The sequence below is a fragment of the Micromonospora sp. CNB394 genome (assembly GCF_000374985.1).
Lineage (GTDB): Bacteria > Actinomycetota > Actinomycetes > Mycobacteriales > Micromonosporaceae > Micromonospora > Micromonospora marina.
The window spans coordinates 21,185-37,593 of sequence record NZ_KB895857.1 but is presented as its reverse complement, the minus strand read 5'-3'; the positions used below and the strand labels follow the sequence as shown (position 1 = coordinate 37,593).

The window sequence follows — 16,409 nt, the reverse complement described above, 5'->3', positions numbered from 1 at the left end:
GGTGCCGCGCCGGAATCGCCGCGCGGAGCGCGGACACGGGCGAAACTGGCCCGTACAGACGTGCCCGAGGGCACCCGGCGAACCTCCCGCCGGCCCCGGGAGACCAGCGGACCCCGACGGTCCGGCCGAGCGAGTACGGAGATGAGACCCGTGACCGAGACCAGCATCCCCAGCGCCGACCAGTCCCTGGACGAGGAGACCCCTGTCACCGCCGCCACCGAGACCGAGGACGCCGCGGGCGAGGCCCGGGAGAAGAAGGCACCGGCCGACAGCGACCTGTTCCGGCAGAGTGAGATCGCCGCCGACTACGTCGAGGGTCTGCTGGACATCCTCGACTACGACGGCGACATCGACGAGTTGGTCTCCGGCGGCCGTCCCGTGGTCGAGGTGGTCGGCGCCCGGCTCCAGAACCTGGTCGGCCAGCGCGGCGCGACCCTCGAGGCGCTCCAGGAACTGACCCGGCTGGCCGTGTTCCGTCAGACCGGCACCCCGAGCCGGCTGCTGCTCGACGTCAGCGGCTACCGGGCGGCCCGTCGCAAGGAGCTGGCCGCCGTGGCGAAGAACGCGGTCGAGAAGGTCAAGGAGCACGGCGAGCCGGTGCGCCTGGAGCCGATGTCCGCGTTCGAGCGCAAGTGCGTGCACGACGTGGTGAACGCGATGAGCGGGGTGGAGAGCGAGTCCGAGGGCGTCGAGCCCAACCGCCGCATCGTCGTCCGGCCGGCGGCGGACTGAGGTCCGTGATCTCCGACGAGACGACGGCAGGAGCCGTGACCGGCCCGGGTGGCACGCCGCCCGGGCCGTCGGCTGTGCGCCCCGACAACACTGTCGACCCGGTCTTCTCCGACGACGACGGGCCGGCCGACCCGGCGTACCCGGGAAGGGCCGGTACCGACCCGGGCGAGCCCGCCTTCTCCGGCGGACCGGCGGTGGTGACCGGGGTGGAGCCCGCCGACCCGGCGGTGGACGTGACGCCTGCCTTCTCCGGTGAGCAGGCGGCGGACGTGACGCCGGCCGACCCCGCCGCGGTGGCCGACCCGGTCTTCGCGGAGCCGTCGGCGGACACACCGTCCCTCGTGGACAGTGGCGCCGAGCCTGATCCGGCGTCGGCGACGCTGCCGCCCGAACTGGCGGAGGCCGCCCGCTCGTTGTTCGGGGACCGGCTCGACCTCGCCGCCGCGTACGCCGAACTGCTCGCCACCGACGGTGTGGTCCGTGGCCTGATCGGCCCCCGGGAGACCCCGCGCCTCTGGGAGCGGCACCTGCTCAACTGCGCGGTGGTGGCGGAACGGATTCCGGAGGGCGCCCGCGTCATCGACGTCGGCTCCGGTGCCGGGCTCCCCGGTCTGGTGCTGGCGATCGCGCGTCCCGACCTCACCGTGACGCTCGTGGAGCCGCTGGCCCGGCGTACCGCTTTCCTGATCGAGGCGGTGCAGCGTCTCGGCCTGACCCGGGACGTCCGTGTGTTCCGTGGGCGGGCCGAGGAGGCGGCGGCCGGCTCGCGTGACCGGGAGCCGCTGAGCGCCGACATCGTGACGGCACGCGCGGTGGCGCCGCTGGACCGGCTCGCCTCCTGGTGCCTGCCGCTCGTGGCTGCCGGCGGCCGGCTCGTCGCGCTCAAGGGCGCATCGGCCGCCGATGAGATCACCGAGCACGCCGAGGCCGTGATCCGCCTCGGCGGTGGTACACCGGAACTGCATAGATGCGGCGAAGGGGTGATCGAAGCCCCGGCGACGGTGGTCGAGGTGGTCCGGGAGCGCGTGGTCAACCCGCGCCGTCCGAAGAAGCCGAAGCGGTCGCGTGGCGGTCGCCGTCGCGGAGACCGCTGAGCGGGTACGCCATTCCGCACGCCCCCGTCCGGTCGTTGGACCGGTGGGCGTGACGCGATCGATCGCAACCCGACATGGACCCACCGCGCCCGTCGGCCGTAGGCTGACCGCGCGTCGATAGTGTGGAACGGCGGTGCCGGGGCGGCACCCGAACCCGACGGTTCCCGCCGAGCCGACTGCGCCGTGCGAGGCGCGGACGCGATTTCGACGGGTGCGGACCGACCATCCGGAGCGGGTAGGGATGACAGGTGCATGACGACGGCAGGTACGACGATCCACGGTTGACCGGACCCGGAGGCCAGCCCTCCACCGACCCCGTTTCACGTGAAACCAACTACCAGGAGTGGACGGTGAACGAGTCCGGCGAACCGCCCTCCCCGTACCCGGCTCAGTCGTCCAAGCGGCGGGAGCCGCCGGCCGGCGGGCCCGTGCGCCCCGTCTCGTCCGTGCCGACGAACGTACCGCCGGCCCGCGACCCGCTCGACCCGGCCGACGGTCCGGTGAACGCGCCGACCCCGCGCCCGTCAGCGGTGCGGGCGAACGCCGCAGTGCCCACCCGCTACGAACCCCAGCCGCCCGTCTTGGCCGTGCCGTTCCAGGCCGCCCCCGAAGCCGTGTCGGCGTCCGACACGCCACAGGCAGACGGGTACGGGGACGAGGTAGACGCCAGCACGTACGTTTCACGTGAAACCCCGACGCGCGAAGAGGATGATCCACCGTTGGCTATGGAGGCGATGCGCGCCGTGCAGATCCTGAATCCCAGTGGCGAGGTCACCATGCCGCGCCCCGACCGGACCCGGGTGATGTGCGTCGCCAACCAGAAGGGCGGCGTGGGTAAGACGACCACCACCGTGAACCTCGCAGTGGCGCTCGCGCTCCACGGCAACCGGGTGCTCGTGGTCGACCTTGACCCCCAGGGGAACGCCTCCACCGGTCTGAACGTGCCGCACCACACGGGCGTGCCCGACGTGTACGACTGCCTGATCGACAGCGTGCCGTTGGAGGAGGTGGCCCAGGCGGTCGAGGGCATCCCCAACCTGTGGTGCGTACCGGCCACGATCGACCTGGCCGGCGCCGAGATCGAGCTGGTCTCGGTGGTGGCCCGGGAGTCGCGCCTGGCGCGGGCCATCGCCGCGTACCCGGGGCACTTCGACTACGTCTTCATCGACTGTCCGCCGTCGCTCGGCCTGCTCACCGTCAACGCGCTCGTGGCCGCGCAGGAGGTGCTGATCCCGATCCAGTGCGAGTACTACGCGCTGGAGGGCCTGAACCAGTTGATAAACAACATCAACCTGGTTCGTCAGCACCTCAACCCGAAGCTCGAGGTCTCCACCATCCTGCTCACCATGTACGACAGGCGTACCCGGCTGGCCGACGCGGTGGAGCAGGACGTCCGGAACCACTTCGGCGACAAGGTGCTCCAAGCCGTCATCCCCCGCAACGTGCGTGTCTCCGAGGCACCGAGCTACGGCCAGTCGGTGATGACCTACGATCCCGGTTCACGGGGAGCCACGAGTTACTTCGAGGCCGCCCAGGAGATCGCGGAACGAGGCGTCAAGGAGCCGGTGAGCCGGAATGCGTAATGCGGAGATGTCGCTGGGAGGCGTCGCATGAAGAACCGTCCCCGCGGCGGACTGGGTCGAGGGCTCGGCGCCCTCATCCCCACCGGACCGGTACCGGGCGCCGAACCGGCCGCCGTCGAGCCGGAGACGCCGGCCGCGGCCGCGCCCTCGCCGGGCCCGGCCGCTGGTGCGACCGCCGCCATCACCGGCGGCCTCGGAAGCATCCCGCCTCCGGCCGTCGAGCCCGAGCCTCAGCTGAGCCCGGTGCCCGGTGCCCGCTTTGCGGAGATCCCGGTCGACGCGATCGTGCCCAACCCGAAGCAGCCCCGGCACGTCTTCGACGAGGAAGCGCTGGAGGAACTGAAGACCTCGATCCAGGAGGTCGGCTTCCTCCAGCCGATCGTGGTCCGCCAGCTCGACCCCGAGAAGTTCGAACTCGTGATGGGCGAGCGGCGCTGGCGTGCCGCCCAGGCGGTCGGCCGTGAGACCATCCCGGCGATCGTTCGGGACACGAAAGACGACGCGATGCTCCGGGACGCGCTCCTGGAGAACATCCATCGCGCCAACCTCAACCCGCTCGAAGAGGCGGCGGCGTACCAGCAACTGCTGGAGGAGTTCGGCGCCACGCACGAGGAGCTGGCCCGGCGGATCGGCCGCAGCCGCCCGCAGATCTCCAACACCATCCGACTGATGAACCTGCCGCCCGCCGTGCAGCGCCGGGTTGCTGCCGGCGTCCTCTCCGCCGGCCACGCCCGGGCACTGCTCAGCCTGGACAACGCCGAGGCGCAGGAGGCCCTCGCGGAGCGGATCGTCCGCGAGGGCATCACGGTCCGCGGTGCCGAGGAGCTGGTGCACCTGGCGCTCGCCGATGAGCCGGCGAAGACAGCCGCCGCCAAGCGCCGGCCGAAGCCGCACGCCCCGGCGCTCACTGATCTCGCGGACCGACTTTCGGACCGGTTCGACACCCGGGTGAAGGTCGACATCGGCCGCAGCAAGGGCAAGATCACGATCGAGTTCGCCACCGTCGACGACCTGGAGCGGATCGTCGGCATCATCGGCATGGGTGAGGACGCGCAGCCCGAGGCGTAGTCCCTTCTCCGGTCTGTTGATCCGGCCGCACCGCCCGACGAGGGAGTGCGGCCGGATCTGCGTCTGGGCCTGACTTCGGTGCCGTACCTCCCTCCGACTGGAGGCGGCCGGGTCGGCGCCGATCGCGTGGGACGGACGCTCGGCCGAACGGTTGCCGCCGAAGCCGCGGTCGCGGCGACCCGCGCGGCGAGCGCCACCAGCCTCAGCCGCAGCTCCCCGTTTCACGTGAAACCACCGGCAACGATCGCCAGGCCGCCGATCGCGGGGGCACGCGCCGGACGAGCCGGTTACGGCCAGCCGCGACCGATGGGAGTCGGTGACGGGGCGGCAGCGGTGCGGGTCGGTGCCGATCGTGCGGTAGCGGTGGTAGCGGTGGAACCGGCTGGTTTCAGCGATGCAGCCGGGTCGGCTTCGACGGTTGCCGGAATCCGTCCCTTGATGGCCGGCTCGTTCCGGCCGACCGCTCGATCGCCAGCGACGAGGCGTTCCGGTGTTCTACCGATCTGCGCTCTGCCGGGAACCGAGTCGGGAGCGGCAGGAGCACTCGGACGGTGAACCTCGATCCTCGCTCGGCGCCCCCGCTCCTGATTGACCCGGCCGATCCTGACGCCGAGCCGCGCACTACGACTTCGAACCATCGAGCCGGGGAGAAGAATCCCGGCGTCCGGGCGGGGCGCGGTCAGCGCTGCCAGCATCCATCAAGCCGCGGGTCCGGCCTACCCGCGCCTCTCGGGCTCCTGTGCACCGTGGGCTCCGCCTGGCGGGGATCGCACTTGCGCACCCCTCTGTCGGAGCTGACCGAGCCTGGAGACGGCCATCCGTTTCACGTGAAACAGCATCCCGCTTCCGGCTCAGAGCCGCGGCCACGTGCACGTGATGATGAGCAGCAGGGCTGAGGGGGCCGGTCCGCTCGACCCGCGATCAGTTCCCGAAGGACGCCGTCGCCGCCGGGGTCAACGGCCACCTCTCCAGCGGTGCCACTCCCATTGCCCCGACCCTGGCCGCCACCGCGAGCGTGCTCAACCGACGCCGGGAGCACCAAGGCGAAGGTCCGGCTGCCGACCGCCCAAGAAGCAATCCTCGGGTGCGGCCTACGACGTGCCGCGCCAAGCAGCCACATCAAGCGCCCGCGCCGCAGAGCGGGACGGAGCGCCGCGCCGCTGTTTCACGTGAAACACGTACGAGAAGAACCGGCCACACCCGGTGCGGATCCGTCGCCGGATCGTTTGACGAACGGACCCGGAAGCCCCCCCTGGTTATCCACAGCAGTTTTCCACAGGCACCCTCTGTTTCACGTGAAACGAAGCGAGGAAACCCTTGCTGAGCAGTGCATGACGCGCTGTGCTGGTGATCTCGGCAGCCTGTGGACAACCCGGTGGACAACCGGTGTGTGCCCAGTGGAACGGGTAGGGACAGGCGTCGCCAACTCGGTTAGGGTCAGCGTCGTGCCGGACACCCCTCCCTCAGTTCCCGACTTCACCCAGTGGCCGTCCTTCCCCTTCGAGGGCGATCTCCGCGTCAAGCAGCTCGACGAGCCCGTACCGTTCGAACCTCCCCGCCGCGGCGAGGCGGACCGTGAGTGCACCGCCTGCAACGCGCCCGACGAGGCGTACATCTGGGTCGGTGAGCGGTGGCGTGTCCGCGCCATGGACCGGCCCACCGGTCTGCCAATGGTTCTGATCCTGGAGTCCCGATCGCACCTGGATCTGGGCGACCTGCCGAATCTGCTCGCCGCCGAGCTGGGCGTGATGACCGTCCGCCTGGAGCGGGCCGTCCGCTCGCTCGACGGGGTGGCTCGCGTCCATGTGAACCGGTGGGGCGACGGTTCGGCGCATCTGCACCTGTGGTTCCTGGCCCGGCCGTACGGGCGGCTGCAACTGCGGGGCACGTTCCTGTCGCTGTGGGACTCGATCCTGCCGCCGATCTCCGAGGACCAGTGGCGGGAGAACCTGGCGCTGGTGGCAGCGTGGCTCGCCGAGTTCGGTGGCCGCCCGCTGGCCGAGCCGCCGCGCATCCAGTGGCAGGCACCGTCGAGTCTCTCCTCGACCTCCCCCGCGAACGCCGCTGAGGAGCCCGAGGAGGAGTCCCTGTCGGTGATCGAGGCTGCGGACGAGATTCCGGAGTCCGACGCGGCAGCGGACCTCTCAGACCCCTCGGCGGACCCGTCGGAGCCCGACCCGGCAGCGCAGACCGGTGAGACGCCCGCGAGCGAGTCACGCAGCGCATCGGGCGGCGGGCCGGGCAACGCCTCGGACGACGAAGACGAGGACGAGCGGGAGGACGGGCCGGAGGACCGGCCGGGCGGGGCGCGTACCCGGGAGGTCTGAGTCAGCGACGGCGGGCGGCGGCCCGGGTCACGAGCGTGCCGAGAACCCGGCCGAAGTCCAGTCCGGCCGCCTGGATCGCCAGCGGCAGGAGCGACGTCTCGGTCATGCCCGGGGAGACGTTGACCTCCAGCACGTGCGGGTCGCTGTCGGCGCCGACGATCAGGTCGACCCGGGACACGTCGCGCAGTCCGAGCGCGGTGTGCGCGGCGAGCGCCACCTCGGTCACCCGGGCGGTCGTCGCGGCGTCGAGCCGGGCGGGCGCGTGCCAGGTGGTGCGCCCGGCGGTGTAGCGGGCCGCGTAGTCGTAGACGCCGTTGCGCGGCACGATCTCGACCGGGGGCATGGCCTGCGGCCCCCTGCCGAGGTCGAGCACGGAGACCGCCACGTCCATCCCGGGGACGTAGCGTTCCACGAGCGCGGTCTGGTCGTACGCGAAACAACCCACCATCGCGGCCGGCAGCGACGCCGCCTCCCGGACCACGGCGGCGCCCAGTCCGGAACCGCCCTGCGCGGGCTTGACCATCAGCGGCAGCCCCAGGCGGTCGACGATCCGGTCCAGGACGGCCACGGCGCCCAACTCGGAGAACCGGTCGTGCGGCAGCGCCACCCAGTCGGGCGTCGGGATGCCCGACTCGCGCAGCACCGCCTTGGCCGACGGCTTGTCCCACGCGAGGCGGGACGACCGGGCGTCGCAGCCGACGTAGGGCACGTCGCAGAGGTCCAGGACGCCGCGCAGCGACCCGTCCTCGCCGGTGGCGCCGTGCAGGGCGATCACCACGGCGTCCGGCGGGTCGGCGGTCAGGGCGGGCAGCAACGCCACGTCGGCGTCGCGCAGTTCCGCCTCGACGCCGACGGCGCGCAGCGCGTCGAGGACCCGGCGACCCGATCGCAGCGAGACGTCCCGCTCGTAGGAGAGGCCGCCCGCGAGCACCAGTACGTGCAACTCGTCGGCGGCGGATCCGGTCACGGGAGTCGGTGTGGCGGGGCTGTCGGACATGCGGGCATCATGCCAAGTCGGGACCGGGCGCGTCCGAGCCGCCCTGGCGCCGGCGGGGACCGGCGCCGCCGACCGCGCCGAAGACCTTGCGCATGGCGATCTCCTGCTCCATCACCCCGGCGAGCCGGCGGACGCCCTCGCGGATCCGCTCCGGCGTCGGGAAGGAGAAGTTGAGCCGCATGTTGCCGGCGCCCGTGCCGTCGGCGTAGAAGCCGGTCCCCGGCACGTACGCGACGCGAGCGGCCACGGCCCGCGGCATCATCGCCTTGGAGTCGAGCCCGTCGGGCAGCGTCGCCCAGACGAACAGGCCGCCTTGCGGCTTGGTCCAGGTGGTGCCCTCGGGCATCAGGTCGGTCATCGCGTCGAGCAGCGCGTCCCGGCGCTCGCGGTAGACCTCGCGGTAGACCTTGAGCTGCTGCCGCCAGGGCATGGTGCCGAGGTACGTCGAGACGGCCGACTGCGCGTAGGCGCTCGGGCAGAGGATCTGCGCCTCGCTGGCGATGACCAGCTTGTCGCGGACCGCGTGCGGGGCCAGGATCCAGCCGACCCGAAGGCCCGGCGCGAAGGTCTTGGAGAACGTGCTCAGGTAGAAGACGCCGTCGCGCCGCCGGGCCCGCAGCGGCCGGGGCGCCTCGCCGGAGAAACCGAGCTGACCGTACGGGTCGTCCTCCACCACGAGCAGCCCGGCGCGCTCGCAGATGTCGAGCACCCGCTCACGCCGCTCCTCGCTCAGCGTCACGCCGGCGGGGTTCTGGTAGGTGGGGATGGTGTAGAGGAACTTCACCCGCCGGCCGGCGCGGGCGAGGTCCGCGATGGCCATCTCCAGCGCCTCCGGAATGAGCCCTTCGTCGTCCATCGGCACATGGGCGACCTGAGCCTGGGCGGCCTGGAACACCCCGAGCGCGCCGACGTACGTCGGGCCCTCGGCGAGCACCACGTCACCCGGGTCCAGGAAGAGTCGGGCCACCAGGTCGAGGGCCTGCTGGCCGCCGACCGTGACCACCACGTCCTCCGGGGAAGCGCCGCAGGAGGCGTCGATTCCGGACAGGGACATCACCTCGCAGATCCGCTCGCGCAGCTCCGGGGTGCCCTGGCCGATGCCGTACTGGAGGGTGGTGGCGCCGTGCTCGGAGCCGAGCCGGCCGAGCATCTCGCCGACCGCGTCCAGCGGCAGCGCCGCGATGTAGGGTGCCCCACCGGCGAGCGAGACGACCTCCGGCCGGCTGGCCACCGCGAAGAGCGCCCGGATCTCCGAGGCGGTCATCCCGCGGACGCGCCGGGCGTACCGGTCGGTGTAGTCGTCGAGCGTCGTGCCGGTCATGGACATCACCTCGATCGGGTGTCGGCGGGGCTGCCGCCCGGTGTGGTACCCGCGATACCGGCATCCATTGGCGGCGGGGCCGGTTGGTCGATCGTAGTCCCCGGTGACGGTCGTGGCACCGGCCGTGTGGACACGTCCACATCCCGGACCCGCCGTCGGCCGTCCGGGCGGGGGTTGGGGCGTTCCCTCCCGTACTGCCGGGCAGGGGCGTACGATCGCTCGTCGGGAGCAGGAGGGCGCGGGACTCACCGGCGCTCCGAGCCTAGTGGTGGGGTGCGCTCATGTCGCGACGTCTGGTCAGCCTGACCCTGGACACGCTGGAGGACCTGCCTCGATCCTGCCGCAGCTGCGTCTACTGGGAGCTGGATCCGGTCTCCGCCGAACGGGCCTGCGCGGCAGGCGACCCGGGCCTGGAGAAGGAGGCGTGGGTCTCCCAGACGCTGCTGGAGTGGGGCTCCTGCGGCAAGCTCGTCTACGTCGACGGCATGCCGGCCGGCTTCGTCATGTACGCCCCGCCGGCGTACGTCCCGCGCTCGATGGCGTTTCCCACCTCGCCGGTCTCGGCGGACGCGGCGCTGCTGATGACGGCGCACGTGGTGGCCGCCTTCGCCGACGGCGGCCTGGGCCGGATGCTGGTGCAGGGCGTGGCCCGCGACCTGACCAAGCGCGGCATCAAGGCGATCGAGGCGTTCGGCGACGCCAAGTTCGGCGACGACGCGGACGATCCGGCGCGTGCGTGCGTGGCGCCCGCCGACTTCTTCCTGTCGGTGGGCTTCAAGACGGTCCGACCGCACCCGCGCTACCCCCGGCTGCGGCTGGAGTTGCGGACGGCGCTGAGCTGGAAGTCGGACGTCGAGTACGCGCTGGAGAAGCTGCTCGGCTCGATGAGCCCGGAGACGCTGCTGCGGCCGGTCCGCCCGGCGCCCGCCACCCGCTCGACGAGCTGAGCTGCGACTCAGTCGACGACGGTGCCGGCGGCGACGATCGCCCGTAGTTCGCTCACGTCGATCGAGCCGGTCGGCACGTCCCGCTCGATCGGCAGGTACATCCGCTGCACGCCGGCCACGATGGCCTCGACCACCCGGTCCCGGAAGCGCGGATCGACGAGCCGCGCCCGGTCGTCCGGTGAGGTGAGGTATCCGACCTCGACGCGTACCGCGGGCATCCGGGTGAGCCGGAGCAGTTCCCATGCCTTGGCGTGGGTACGGCAGTCGCGCAGCCCGGTGCGGGCCACGATCTCCCGCTGCACGAGACCGGCCAGGCGTTCGCCGGTCGCCGACGTGACGCCGTTGTCGGTGCCGTAGTGGTAGGTGGCCACCCCCTCGGCCTCCGGGTTGGCGTGCCCGTCGGTGTGCAGCGAGATGAACACGTCGGCGCCGAGGGAGTTGGCGAGCTGGGCCCGGTCCGCGTCCGGCAGACAGTCGCCGGGTGACGGGCCCCGGGTGAGCTGCACGCGTACGCCCGCCGCGGCGAGCCGCCCCTCCAGCCGGCTGGCGAGGTCGTGCACGAGGTCCGCCTCGCTCCAGCGCAGCGGGCCGTCGGGCACCACCACACCCGGGTCGGTGCCCCCGTGCCCCGGGTCGATCACCACGGTCCGCCCGACGAGCGTCGGCCCGGCCTGCCGGATGGCGTCGGACTCGCGCAGCCACTGCGGGCGCCCGCCGACCACCTTGCGGCCGAGGCGGCGCAGCGCGTTGACGGTGTGCGGCCCGCACGAGCCGTCCGGTTTCAGGCCCATCTCCCGCTGGAACTGCGCCACCGCGCGGGAGGTGCGGATGCCGTAGATGGCGTCCGCGCGGCCCACGTCGTACCCCATCTCCAGCAGGCGTTCCTGGAGCGAGCGGACGTCCTCGCCGGTAAGTGGCTCGGGTACGGCGTGGTAGAGCGCGCGGGCGCCGAACCGCCAGCGGGCCGCGTCGAGCGCCCGCCAGGTCTCGGCGCCGACCCGCCCGTCGACGCTGAGGCCGCGGGACTGCTGGAAGGCCCGTACCGCGCGTTCGGTCTGGGCGTCGTAGTCGTCGCCTCCGGCCTCGGCGGGAAGAAGCTCCAGGGCGGCGAGGACGGTACGGATCTCGGCCACTGCCGGTCCCTGGTCACCGGGTCGGATCGGACGCACGACGACCCCCTCTGCACGGACGTTGGCGGACCGGAACTCCGACGGACGCTTACGGAGCGTACCGTGGCCGATACCCACCGGGTTCCCGTTCATGCAGGTCAGGAAAGCCGCAACCCCGCCACCGGGCGTGGTGACGGGGTTGCGGCAGTTTCGGTACGGCTCAGAGCGCCGACTCGATGAGCTTGACCAGCTCGCCCTTCGGCTTGGCGCCGGCGATCGACTGCACCGGCTGGCCGTTCTTGAAGATGGTCAGCGTCGGCACCGACATCACCCGGTAGGCGCGGGCCGTCTCCGGGTTCTCGTCGATGTTGAGCTTGACGATGGTGACCTGGTCCTTCATCTCGCCCGCGATCTCCTCCAGCAGCGGCGAGACCTTGCGGCAGGGGCCGCACCACTCCGCCCAGAAGTCGACCAGCACCGGCTTGTCGGACTGCAGCACGTCGCTGACGAAGCTGGCGTCCGTGACCGCCTTGGTTGTTCCCACTATGAACTCTCCTCCTCCGAACCTTGCTCGTGGAACTCTCAGCCCTGAATGGTGGCGATGAAGCGCTCGGCGTCCAGCGCGGCGGCGCAGCCGGTGCCGGCCGCCGTGATGGCCTGCCGGTAGGTGTGGTCGACGACGTCACCCGCCGCGAACACACCGGGCACGCTGGTCCGGGTGCTGGGGGCCTGAACCCGCACGTACCCCTCGTCGTCCATCTCCACCTGACCGCGGAACAGCTCGCTGCGCGGGTCGTGACCGATCGCCACGAACACGCCCGTGACGTCGAGCACCTTGCTCTCGCCGGTGTGCACGTTGCGTACCCGTACGCCGTTGACCTTGCCGTCGTCGCCGAGGATCTCCTCGACCACGGTGTTCCACTCGACCTTGATCTTCTCGTTGCTCAGTGCCCGCTCGGCCATGATCTTGCTGGCGCGGAACGAGTCGCGGCGGTGGAGGATGGTCACCGACTCGGCGAAACGGGTGAGGAAGCTGGCCTCCTCCATCGCCGAGTCGCCGCCGCCGACCACCACGATGTGCTGGTTGCGGAAGAAGAAGCCGTCACAGGTGGCGCAGGACGACACGCCGTGGCCGAGGTATTCCTGCTCGCCCGGCACACCCAGCGGACGCCAGGCCGAGCCGGTGGAGAGGATGACGGCGCGGGCGCGGTAGGCGGTCTCGCCCACCCACACGGTGCTCACGGCGTCGGAGCCGATCTCGCCGGTGTCCTTCAGCTCGACCCGCGTCACGTCGTCGGTGAGGAACTCGGCGCCGAAGCGCTCGGCCTGCTTGCGCATGTTGTCCATCAGCTCGGGGCCGAGGATGCCGTCGGCGAAGCCGGGGAAGTTCTCCACCTCGGTGGTGGTCATCAGCGCGCCACCCGACTGCACGCCCTCGATCACCAGGGGCTTCAGGTTGGCGCGGGCGGCGTAGACCGCCGCCGTGTAGCCGGCCGGACCGGAGCCGATGATGATCAGGTTGCGGACCTCGTCCACTGCCGTCTCCAGATGTGTGTGTTCGTCACCGGCCGCACCGATGTCGATCCCGAGTGCCGGCGGCTCAGGGGCGCCGGCGCCTGACTTGCAGAACGTCATCGTACGAAGCGGGGATTCCCGAGCCGGTCATCCGGTGGGTCAGGTCACGTGACGGGACGAGCGTCGGGTCCGCGTTTTCACCCTACCCGCGTCCGGAACCGCGTGTCCGCGCCGGACCCGGGTACCCCGCACTCCGGCCCGCTCACCCATCCCCAGCGGGCGCCGCCCGCGTCCGCGAACGTCACCACGAGCGCCGGTGCGCCCTGGAACCGGGCGTAGTCGACCATGGTCACGGTGAGCGGCCCGGCGCCGTGCTCGGCCCCGATCGCGGTGAGGCACGCGGCGAGGGTTTCCGGCCGGTTCAGCCGATCCAGGTTGCTGAGGGCGCCGAGGCGCTCACTCTTGTACGGGCGCGTCTCCGCGCCGTCCTTCGCCGCGCCGGACGGCCCGGCCATGTCTCCCGGGATCGACTTCGCTCCGACGGGCACCCGGTCGGCGGCGAGGCGTTCCGGTGTCCAGTCGGTGCCGCTGCGCACGGCCGGTCCGGTGGTCCGGTACGGCGCGGCGGCCATGGGTGCCGCCTCCCCGCCCGTCCGGTCGGCCGTACCGACGCTGCCGTCACCCGGATCGGCCATCCGGCCGACACCGAGCCCCACCGCGGCGACCGAGGCCGCGGCCAGGGCCACCGGCCCGGCGATGCGGGCCCAGCGCCGGGGCCGACGGCCGGGGCCGCTGAGCCGGTCGAGGCGGGGGGGCGTGCCGGGTGGCCGACTCGCGCCGCCGGACTGCGCCGGCACGACCGGCGTACCGTCGCGCAGCGCGGGGCCGGCCCCGGCGAGCGCGGCGGTGATCCGGTCGGCCACCGCCTGCGGCATCTCCGGCGCGGGGGCTGCGGCCCAGCCGGCGAGGTCGGCTCCGACCAGGTCGACCGCGTCGGCGAGATTCTCGTACGCGGCACGCCACGCGGGGTCCTGCTCGACCAGCCGGGCCACGGTCGCCTGCTCGGGAGTGCCGTCCAGCGCCCCGCCGAGGTAGTCGGCGAGCAGGTCGTGGTCGACCTTGCTGAACTCCCGGGAAGTCACGGCTCCTCCTGGCTGACGGCCTGCCGGGACGCTCCCGACGAGGATCCGACGCCCTCGGGACGCCTGCGGTTCCCGGGGGTGAGCGGCGGCACGTCACCGGCCGGTGCGTCGGTGCCGGTCCGCAGGTGTCCGAGCAGTACGGCGAGGCGGGCGCGGCCCCGGGCGCACCGGCTCTTCACGGTGCCCTCGGCGACGTCGAGCATGCCGGCGACCTCGGCCACCGGGTAGCCCTGGACGTCGACCAGGACCAGCGCGGCCCGCTGCTCCGCGGGCAGCGCGGCGAGCGCCTGCCGGACCACGAGGGCGGTGTCGTGGTCGTGGGCGGGCGCTGCCGGTTCCGCGCCGCCGGTGTGCCGGCCCGGTTCGCCGTCGGTGTGCACGCCGTCGGGCAGCGGGACGGTGGCGTGGGTCTGCCGCCGCCGGATCCGGTCCAGGCAGGCGTTCACCACGATGCGGTGCAGCCAGGTGGTGACCGCCGAGTCGCCCCGGAACCGGGCCGCCGCGCGGTGCGCCGACAGCATGGCGTCCTGGAGGGCATCGGCGGCCTCCTCGCGGTCGCCGATCGTGCGCAGCGCGACCGCCCAGAGGCGGTCCCGGTGCCGTTGGAACAGCTCGGCGAAGGCGTCCCGGTCGCCTGCCGCGTGTGCCCGGAGCAGCTCCAGGTCGGAGCGGCCGGGCTGCGCGCCGTCGCGTTCGACCATCACCACATCCGGTGGAGGTGGCTCGGCGGGGACGGCGGCCGGGTCACGAGCCCTGGACCGTGATCTCCTGGACGCCGAGCTTCCAGCTGTTGCCGCTGTCCTTCGCCGGCAGCTTGGTGATCCAGAACAGCAGGTACTGGTACTTCTGATCGGGTTCGAACGCGTTGAAGATCATCTTGGTGCCGCCGTCCTCGTTCGGCGGTCCGACCACCGTCGAGTAGGCGTTCAGGAGCTGCTTGTCGCCGGAGGAGGTGGACGGGAAGTCGCCGCGGGTGCCGGTGCGAAGCTCGACGGTGGCGCCGGTGGCCGAGAGTGTGGCCTCCAGCTGCTTGACCGTGTGCGGGGCGCCCAGGTCGATCCAGACGCCCATGCCCTTCTTGAGGCCGCCGAACTTGGCGTTGGTGCGGTAGCTGTTTGTCTCCCAGCCGTCGTCCTCGTCGCCGTCGATGACCTTCTCGGCGTTGCGCACCTCGGCGCGGTCGCCCTCCGGGTCGATGATCCGTACGTCCTCGATGGTGAGCTTGCGGACCTGCGCGGCGGGTTCGGCACCGCCGTCGGTGGCCGGCGCGCTGTTCGTCGGCTGGGCGACCGGCTCCTTGTCGCCGTCGTCGCCACCACCGAGTGCGTTGATGCCGATGAGCAGCCCGACCAGGGCGACCGCCAGCAGACCGGCGATGCCGATGGCGACCTTGCGACCACCGGCCGCGGCCAGCGGGGAGGGCTCCTCGCCGGGGTCGGCGGTGAAACGCAGCGGACCGGCCTGCTCCAGGAACTGCTCGTCGGCCGGGATGTCGAGCCGGCTCAACTCGGCGGCCAGCACATCCGACGAAGGCGGGGGGATCTCCGGGTCGAGCAGGTCCATGGTGAGGTCGTCGAGGTAGGCCGGCACCCCGGCGCGCATCTGCCGGGGCGCGGCGATGGCGCCGCCGGCGTCCCGGACGGCGTCCGGCAGGGCGGCACGGCCGTGCCCGGCGGTGGCGCCGTGCAGCGGGGCCTCACCGTGCGGCCAGTGCCCGGTCAGGGCGAAGTAGAGCACCCCGCCGACCGCGCGCAGGTCGTTCTCCTGGCTGTCCGCGCCGTCGGTACGCGCGTCGGCGAGCACCACCCGGCCGTCGTCGCTGATCATGACGGTGCCGGGGTGGAGATTGCCGTGCACCATGCCGGTGGCGTGCACGGCGGCGAGGGCGCTGGCGACGGCGTTGCCGATCGCGGTGGCCCGGGCCGGGTCCAGCGGGCCGTCGGCGCCGACCAGTTCGCGCAGCGACTGCCCGTCGACCCATTCGCGGACCACGTAGGCCCGGTCGTCCTCGTCGATCGCGTCGTAGACGCCGACCAGGTTGGGGTGGATGACGCGGCTCGCGGCGACCGCGGCCTGAAGCATCTCGGTGGCGGAGTCGCCACCCGGGTAGCGGAGGACCACGGCGACGGGACGGCGGAGCACCACGTCGACACCGCGCCAGACCAGCCGGCCCGCGCTGTCGTTGTTGATGTGCTCGACCAGCTCGTACCGCTCGGCGAGCAGCTCACCGACCGTGGGAGCACCGAAGGTCACGACCGTAGGAGAGGTCTCCTCCGCTTCCTGACCCTCGCCGACCTGGGTCACCCGTCCTCCCTCGGTGATCGCGTCGATCGATGGACCCGTGCTGCTGGGCATGTGGCTTCCCGCTCTACCTTCGGTGGAACGGCCGCGGTGTCGACACCCGCGTCGATCCCGGTCGTACCCGTCGAGAGCGACCTTACCCGGGATGCCCGGTTCTCCGACATGTCATCTTCCCGCTGTGACCGGCCGGAAGGCCGGTCACAGCCGCTCCGGCCGGCTCGCCCGCCCACCCGACGGGCAAGCCGGACACACACCGTCAATCTAGAGGTTGGC

At 72.3% G+C, this 16,409-nt stretch carries 14 protein-coding genes; 6 read left to right on the top strand and 8 right to left on the bottom strand.

Going from position 1 to position 16,409, the window contains the following annotated elements; genetic code table 11:
- Positions 1 to 141: 141 nt before the first annotated feature.
- From C569_RS0125270 to C569_RS0125245, 5 genes are all read left to right on the top strand, one after another.
- Positions 142 to 732, top strand: a complete 591-nt coding sequence (locus tag C569_RS0125270) for a R3H domain-containing nucleic acid-binding protein (RefSeq protein ID WP_036346880.1) — start codon at positions 142 to 144, stop codon at positions 730 to 732.
- A 341-nt stretch (positions 733 to 1,073) separates the two neighbouring features.
- Entirely contained in the window at positions 1,074 to 1,826 is a 753-nt protein-coding gene (rsmG, locus tag C569_RS31000; protein ID WP_369754078.1) for a 16S rRNA (guanine(527)-N(7))-methyltransferase RsmG, read from the top strand.
- Between the two features lie 248 nt (positions 1,827 to 2,074).
- The gene (locus tag C569_RS34905) at positions 2,075 to 3,409 is read left to right on the top strand and encodes a ParA family protein (RefSeq protein WP_081636020.1); all 1,335 of its coding nucleotides are present in this window, start codon (positions 2,075 to 2,077) and stop codon (positions 3,407 to 3,409) included.
- A 27-nt stretch (positions 3,410 to 3,436) separates the two neighbouring features.
- A complete protein-coding gene (locus tag C569_RS0125250) occupies positions 3,437 to 4,477 on the top strand; it encodes a ParB/RepB/Spo0J family partition protein (protein WP_018788523.1) in 1,041 nt (346 codons plus the stop codon).
- 1,445 nt (positions 4,478 to 5,922) lie between these two features.
- Positions 5,923 to 6,804 (top strand): hypothetical protein, encoded by an 882-nt coding sequence (locus tag C569_RS0125245; RefSeq protein WP_018788522.1) that lies wholly within the window; start codon positions 5,923 to 5,925, stop codon positions 6,802 to 6,804.
- Position 6,805: 1 nt separating this feature from the next.
- Here C569_RS0125245 and C569_RS0125240 read toward each other — a convergent pair whose 3' ends face one another.
- Positions 6,806 to 7,801, bottom strand: a complete 996-nt coding sequence (locus tag C569_RS0125240) for a D-alanine--D-alanine ligase (RefSeq protein WP_018788521.1) — start codon at positions 7,799 to 7,801, stop codon at positions 6,806 to 6,808.
- Positions 7,802 to 7,808: 7 nt separating this feature from the next.
- On the bottom strand, positions 7,809 to 9,122 hold the full coding sequence (locus C569_RS0125235; RefSeq protein ID WP_026268628.1) for a PLP-dependent aminotransferase family protein: 1,314 nt from the start codon (positions 9,120 to 9,122) through the stop codon (positions 7,809 to 7,811).
- Positions 9,123 to 9,403: 281 nt separating this feature from the next.
- On the opposite strand from C569_RS0125235, the gene C569_RS0125230 reads away from it, so the two are divergent.
- The gene (locus C569_RS0125230; protein ID WP_018788519.1) at positions 9,404 to 10,069 is read left to right on the top strand and encodes a hypothetical protein; all 666 of its coding nucleotides are present in this window, start codon (positions 9,404 to 9,406) and stop codon (positions 10,067 to 10,069) included.
- A gap of 8 nt (positions 10,070 to 10,077) precedes the next feature.
- Here C569_RS0125230 and C569_RS0125225 read toward each other — a convergent pair whose 3' ends face one another.
- The 6 genes from C569_RS0125225 to C569_RS0125200 all read right to left on the bottom strand — a co-directional run bounded on the left by C569_RS0125225 (position 10,078) and on the right by C569_RS0125200 (position 16,190).
- Positions 10,078 to 11,238: an N-acetylmuramoyl-L-alanine amidase gene (locus tag C569_RS0125225; RefSeq protein ID WP_026268627.1), complete on the bottom strand. Its 1,161-nt coding sequence runs from the start codon at positions 11,236 to 11,238 to the stop codon at positions 10,078 to 10,080.
- 160 nt (positions 11,239 to 11,398) lie between these two features.
- Complete coding sequence (trxA, locus tag C569_RS0125220; protein WP_018788517.1) at positions 11,399 to 11,722, bottom strand: thioredoxin; 324 nt, start codon at positions 11,720 to 11,722, stop codon at positions 11,399 to 11,401.
- Positions 11,723 to 11,760: 38 nt separating this feature from the next.
- Positions 11,761 to 12,714, bottom strand: a complete 954-nt coding sequence (trxB, locus tag C569_RS0125215) for a thioredoxin-disulfide reductase (protein ID WP_026268626.1) — start codon at positions 12,712 to 12,714, stop codon at positions 11,761 to 11,763.
- 176 nt (positions 12,715 to 12,890) lie between these two features.
- Entirely contained in the window at positions 12,891 to 13,835 is a 945-nt protein-coding gene (locus C569_RS0125210) for a hypothetical protein (RefSeq protein WP_018788515.1), read from the bottom strand.
- A complete protein-coding gene (sigM, locus tag C569_RS0125205; RefSeq protein WP_018788514.1) occupies positions 13,832 to 14,536 on the bottom strand; it encodes an RNA polymerase sigma factor SigM in 705 nt (234 codons plus the stop codon). Before sigM ends, C569_RS0125210 begins: the two co-directional genes overlap by 4 nt.
- 43 nt (positions 14,537 to 14,579) lie before the next feature.
- Positions 14,580 to 16,190, bottom strand: coding sequence for a protein kinase family protein (locus tag C569_RS0125200; protein WP_026268625.1), 1,611 nt, complete (start codon positions 16,188 to 16,190; stop codon positions 14,580 to 14,582).
- Between the last annotated feature and the right edge of the window lie 219 nt (positions 16,191 to 16,409).

Bases quoted from the DNA above. Each gene is read 5' to 3' on its own strand.
- C569_RS0125240 (WP_018788521.1), bottom strand. From the start codon at position 7,801: ATGTCCGACAGCCCCGCCACACCGACTCCCGTGACCGGATCCGCCGCC.
- C569_RS0125270 (WP_036346880.1), top strand. From the start codon at position 142: ATGAGACCCGTGACCGAGACCAGCATCCCCAGCGCCGACCAGTCCCTG.
- C569_RS0125230 (WP_018788519.1), top strand. From the start codon at position 9,404: ATGTCGCGACGTCTGGTCAGCCTGACCCTGGACACGCTGGAGGACCTG.
- C569_RS0125250 (WP_018788523.1), top strand. From the start codon at position 3,437: ATGAAGAACCGTCCCCGCGGCGGACTGGGTCGAGGGCTCGGCGCCCTC.
- sigM (WP_018788514.1), bottom strand. From the start codon at position 14,536: ATGGTCGAACGCGACGGCGCGCAGCCCGGCCGCTCCGACCTGGAGCTG.
- C569_RS0125235 (WP_026268628.1), bottom strand. From the start codon at position 9,122: ATGACCGGCACGACGCTCGACGACTACACCGACCGGTACGCCCGGCGC.
- C569_RS0125200 (WP_026268625.1), bottom strand. From the start codon at position 16,190: ATGCCCAGCAGCACGGGTCCATCGATCGACGCGATCACCGAGGGAGGA.